Source organism: Nostocoides australiense Ben110 (assembly GCF_001050535.1).
GTDB lineage: Bacteria > Actinomycetota > Actinomycetes > Actinomycetales > Dermatophilaceae > Nostocoides_A > Nostocoides_A australiense.
On sequence record NZ_HG764815.1, the window covers coordinates 3,913,047 to 3,917,439 of the forward strand.

Here is a 4,393-nt window from a genome sequence, read left to right on the forward strand (position 1 = left end):
ACCTGTCGATGACCATGGTGTACGCCCGGATCGCCGACCGCACCGTCGCCGACGAGTATTTCGCCGTCACCAGCAAGGTCGAGTCCCTGTACGCGGCAAGCCAGCCAGCCGTGCTGCCCCCCGACGCCGCCGGCCCCGCGATGCGGGCCCTGCGCGCCGAGGCCACCAAGCGGCTGCTCGGCAACGGCTACTGCGCCCGTCCCATCGAGCTCGACTGCCGCTACGAGACGATCTGCGAGTCCTGCACCATGTTCTTCACCACCATCGAGCACCGCCCCACCCTCCAAGCGCAACGCGACGACGCCGACCTCAAGGGCCAAACCGGCCGCCGAGACATCTACGACGCGCTCCTCCAACGCCTCGATGACGCCCCCGCTTGACACCGATCACCCACATAAGCGTGTGCTTTTCCCACGATCTCCAACGCCGCCTTCGTCCGGACCAGCTCGGCCTCGGCCCTCTCTGCCCGGGCTCGCAGCTGCTCGACCTCCCGGTCGCGGCGGTCCCGGGTCTTCGGGCTCTTGGGCCCCAGCGCCGCGGTCGCACCGGCCTCGGCAGCCTTGCGCCACTCGGTGATGTGGGATGAGTACAGGTGCTCGCGGCGCAGGATCGCGCCCCGCTCACCCCGGTCCGCCGTGTCGTACTCATCCAGGATCCGCGCCTTGTACTCCGCGGTGAACATCCGGCGCTTGGGCTGGTCAGCTCTCGGGGTCACCACCCCATCATCGAGGCGGGCGGCATCAGCCAACGTCATGGTCATCAGGTGTCTCGCTTCTCCGCCCCGTGCAGAGGGAAAGAACTCAGAAGGGGTGTCTCACCTCAGCCTGACGCACAGGGCCCGGCCATCGCCCGGTAGAGCGTCTGCCGCGAGCATCCGACCTTTCGGGCCACGACTGACTTCGGCACGCCTGTGGCGATCAGGTCCCGCGCCTGCGCGACCTGCTCGCTCGTGAGCCGGGGCTCCCGCTTATAGACACCACGTGCTTTGGCCAGTGCGATGCCCTCGGCCTGGCGCTCACGGATCGTCGCCCGCTCCAGTTGGGCCACGGCCGCGAGGATCGTCAGCATGAATGCGCCCTGCGGGGTGTCGGTGTTAAGTGAGGGATTGTCGACAAACTCCAGTTCGACCCCCTTCGCCTTCAACTGCTCCACCAAGGCGATCAGATCCCCGGCCGACCGGGACAACCGGTCCGGCGACTTCACCCGCACCAGGTCGCCCTCGCGGACGTAGGCGAGCATCTCCTGCAACTGCGGACGGTCGCGGACGTTCTTGCCGGAGACCTTCTCGGAGAACAGTCGGTCGACGTCTCCGAGGGCGGCGACCTGCCTTGCCTCGTTCTGGTCGACCGCGCTCACGCGGACGTACCCCACGACCTGCCCCTTGTGTCCATTCATGTCCAGACCTTCCGTACAGACTTGTCCATTGCTTCGCTCAGCAACCCTGTGAGATAGCCGGTTTCGTCATTGCCCCGGTTGTCCGTGAGGTAGAGGACTCCGCCGTCGGCATCGCCGAGACCGGGACGATCGTGCTCGATCACGGGCCGGGGCAAGGGCGGCGGGCGCTCAGCCTGGTTCCCGACCTGCACATCTGTCTCGTGCGGGCCGATCAGGTGGTCAGTGACGTGCCGGAGGCCGTTGCCCGGCTGGCCGAGGCGGTGCGCGCCGGCCGGCCGCTGACGTGGATCAGCGGTCCCAGCGCGACCAGCGACATCGAGCTGAGCCGGGTCGAAGGCGTCCACGGACCACGCACGCTGCACGTCATCCTCGTGGACAGTCCCTGATCGCACCATCCGCGCACCATCCGCCGCCGAGCGACCGGGCACGCGTTGCCATCACGCGTCGGCCCGCCTGAATCCGACCCCGTGTCGGTCCGATCGCAGGCTCCACTGAGTGACGGCCATCGCGGCATCGGCGACCGCCGTCGTGGCGACGACGAGACGGCTCGTCCGCGTATGCCTCGCCGTCAGGGCGGCCGTGCACCCGAGAGCCCACGCGGTATTCACCAGGGCGGCACGGCTGAGGTCTCGGTCGCGGGCGTCACGAGCTGAACCGAGAAGCATCGCGCTCGTGACTGCAAGCGCGGCCCCGAGCGGGATCCGGGCCGATGAGATGGGGTCCAGCTCATCCCCGAGGCGCCCGATGGCGAGGGCGCCGACCGCGGCCAAAGCGCACCCGACGCCGTCCGCCATCAACGCGGCGCGTGCCCAAGACCGACGACTCACTGCCTACCTCCCGGGTTGGTACTCGCCATACCGTAAACCGCCCAGCTCGAGCCGGGTCACGGGCACCACCTCGATAGCACTTCGGTCCTGCGACTACACGAAGTTGATTCTCACGCCCCCGCCCCGCTTGCAGTGCTCAAAGATCGGGGCTTTGTGTAGTCGGTGGCACGGCAAAGTCATGATCATGACGCGTGCTCGATCGGCTGGATCGCGTCAACCTGCGCACGGAGCGCCCGTCGCTCGATCCGAAGCTCGTAGTGTGACTGGAGGTTCATCCAGAATTCGGCCGAGTTCCCGAAATACTTGGCGAGCCGCACGGCCGTGTCGGCCGTGATCCCCCGCTTGCCGTGAACGATCTCGTTGATCCGCCGCGGCGGCACACCGATGGCGACCGCTGGCCACGCCCAGCTTCGTGCGCCAAACGATCCTGAACCAGCTCGGCCCCTGGCGCGGCGGCAAGCACCAACAGCAGCTTGCGAAGCACCGGAGCTTGCGCCGGTGCGACGTCGGCGGCGCCCCGCTCCACCAGGCGGTTCGCGTAGTCCTCCAGCCAGCCGTTCGCATCCTCGAGGAAAGTCCATGCACGGTCGGGTATCCCCCGGTGACTACTCGGCCCATAAAGCCCGTCGGGTCTGCGGATGGCGATGGCTCACGGTTGGGCTGGCCAGACTGACGAAAACGCGGTACCAATTCTGACGGAACGCCGGCTCGTGCCGGACGGTTCGTGAGCCCCTCACTCCCGCCGATCGCCGTTCACGCTGAATCCATACTCGGCCGACCGCAGCGCTTCACCTTGCCCCTACCCACCACCCTGAATACACTGTATTCAGAACCGTGAGAGGAGGACCCATGAGCACCATGACAGTGCGCATGAACGATCAGGACGCTGAACTCGTCCGCAAGTTCGCCCAGTTCGAGGGCGTCAGCATCTCCGACTTCGCCCGCACCGCCATCCTTGAGAAGATCGAGGACTCCTACGACCTGCAGGAACTGCGCGCGGCGATCGCGCAAGACACCGGCGAGCGCTTCGGCATCGACGAGATCCTCACCGAACTCGCCTGATGGCCGCACAGGCCAGCCCATACCGCGTCGAGTTGACCGCGAGAGCGCGCAAGCAGTTGAAGAAGATGGACCGGTTCGATGCCAAGATCCTCGCCACGTGGATCAAGAACAACCTCGACGGATGCGCCGACCCACGAGCCTTCGGCAAAGGGCTCACGGCAAACCACTCAGGCGAATGGCGCTACCGAGTGGGCTCCTACCGGATCCTCGCACTCATCCACGACGACATCGTCAGGATCGAGGTCTTCTCGATCGGACGGCGCGAGAAGGTGTACGACCGCTGACAGTGTTCGTTACACATTGAACATGAACTCCACCGAGTTCCGAACTCGTTGAGCATGACGAGCTCACCGCAGAAGCCCGGTTGATCAGATGTGGAAGCGCACCTCGGTGAGCGGAGGATCCGTGGGCATGTCCGGGTAGTGACCGCGAAGCCACTCCTGATAGGACGGGTCCAGATCCGCCAAGCGGACCGGGGACACGGAGTCGATAGCGCTCGGCATCGTTACGAAGCCGAGATGCTCGGCATCTTCGAACACGAAGGTCGTCTCCCCCAGCGGGATCGGATTCCGGTAACGGATGGAGCTCGTCTTGCGCCCAGAGGCGATGTCGTCGAGGTAGCGCCGGCTGCCGCGCACGAAGGGGTCCGAGTCCTCGTAAGGCTGCACGTAGGAAAAGGGCAGGAGCTCGCGTACCGAGACAGACTCGAGACCGTCCCCTAGATGATTGATTCCAAGGTGACTGGTGTGGCGTATGGGACTCGGGGGGTGAGGGTGCCCAGACTCGGTGTTGCGAAGCAACTCGAGCTCTGGAGGCTCTCGTGGACACCGATCTGGACACCCTCGCCACCGCACTGTATGTGACCCTTGACGATCTGCTGAAGAGACACCCCGAACTGGCGCCATGGCGACCCGCGGTCGGGATGAAACCGCAGGTCAGCGACGCCGAGTTGGTGACGATGGCGGTGCTGTCAGCGGTCCTGGGATTCGATGACGAAGCCCGCTGGGTGCGGCACGTGCGCGCCAACCTGCGCCACCTCTTCCCCTACGTACCGCACCAACCCGGGTACAACAAGCGGGTCCGCCGGCTCGGCCCGACGATGCTGGCGG

At 66.1% G+C, this 4,393-nt stretch carries 7 protein-coding genes and 2 pseudogenes; 5 read left to right on the plus strand and 4 right to left on the minus strand.

Annotated elements, in window-relative coordinates:
- The coding region (locus tag BN11_RS24840) for a hypothetical protein (RefSeq protein WP_201329308.1) at positions 1-380 on the plus strand (380 nt) is incomplete at its 5' end.
- Here the strand turns inward: BN11_RS24840 and BN11_RS24845 are convergent.
- Together BN11_RS24845 and BN11_RS19245 are read right to left on the minus strand one after the other, a co-directional pair.
- Positions 338-760: a hypothetical protein gene (locus tag BN11_RS24845; RefSeq protein ID WP_201329315.1), complete on the minus strand. Its 423-nt coding sequence runs from the start codon at positions 758-760 to the stop codon at positions 338-340. The genes BN11_RS24840 and BN11_RS24845 overlap by 43 nt on opposite strands.
- Positions 761-819: 59 nt before the next feature.
- The gene (locus tag BN11_RS19245; RefSeq protein ID WP_048699971.1) at positions 820-1,395 is read right to left on the minus strand and encodes a recombinase family protein; all 576 of its coding nucleotides are present in this window, start codon (positions 1,393-1,395) and stop codon (positions 820-822) included.
- Between the two features lie 101 nt (positions 1,396-1,496).
- On the opposite strand from BN11_RS19245, the pseudogene BN11_RS23165 reads away from it, so the two are divergent.
- A pseudogene (locus tag BN11_RS23165) lies at positions 1,497-1,781 on the plus strand (LutC/YkgG family protein); the annotation flags it as partial.
- A gap of 623 nt (positions 1,782-2,404) precedes the next feature.
- Here the strand turns inward: BN11_RS23165 and BN11_RS19260 are convergent.
- Entirely contained in the window at positions 2,405-2,608 is a 204-nt protein-coding gene (locus BN11_RS19260; RefSeq protein WP_201329399.1) for a HigA family addiction module antitoxin, read from the minus strand.
- 463 nt (positions 2,609-3,071) lie between these two features.
- Between BN11_RS19260 and relB the strand changes: the two genes are divergently transcribed.
- Both relB and BN11_RS19270 read left to right on the plus strand, forming a co-directional pair.
- A complete protein-coding gene (relB, locus tag BN11_RS19265; protein ID WP_048699974.1) occupies positions 3,072-3,284 on the plus strand; it encodes a type II toxin-antitoxin system RelB family antitoxin in 213 nt (70 codons plus the stop codon).
- On the plus strand, positions 3,284-3,568 hold the full coding sequence (locus BN11_RS19270) for a type II toxin-antitoxin system RelE family toxin (protein WP_083433892.1): 285 nt from the start codon (positions 3,284-3,286) through the stop codon (positions 3,566-3,568). Before relB ends, BN11_RS19270 begins: the two co-directional genes overlap by 1 nt.
- 84 nt (positions 3,569-3,652) lie before the next feature.
- On the opposite strand, the gene BN11_RS19275 is transcribed toward BN11_RS19270, so the two are convergent.
- Entirely contained in the window at positions 3,653-3,952 is a 300-nt protein-coding gene (locus BN11_RS19275) for an ASCH domain-containing protein (protein ID WP_048699976.1), read from the minus strand.
- 152 nt (positions 3,953-4,104) lie between these two features.
- Here BN11_RS19275 and BN11_RS24405 point away from each other — a divergent pair.
- Positions 4,105-4,393, plus strand: a pseudogene (locus BN11_RS24405) (IS982 family transposase); the annotation flags it as partial.

What these genes read in the sequence shown, in the direction of transcription:
- BN11_RS19245 (WP_048699971.1), bottom strand. Translation starts at nt 1,395, where the DNA reads ATGAATGGACACAAGGGGCAGGTCGTGGGGTACGTCCGCGTGAGCGCG.
- BN11_RS24845 (WP_201329315.1), bottom strand. Translation starts at nt 760, where the DNA reads ATGACCATGACGTTGGCTGATGCCGCCCGCCTCGATGATGGGGTGGTG.
- BN11_RS19270 (WP_083433892.1), top strand. Translation starts at nt 3,284, where the DNA reads ATGGCCGCACAGGCCAGCCCATACCGCGTCGAGTTGACCGCGAGAGCG.
- relB (WP_048699974.1), top strand. Translation starts at nt 3,072, where the DNA reads ATGAGCACCATGACAGTGCGCATGAACGATCAGGACGCTGAACTCGTC.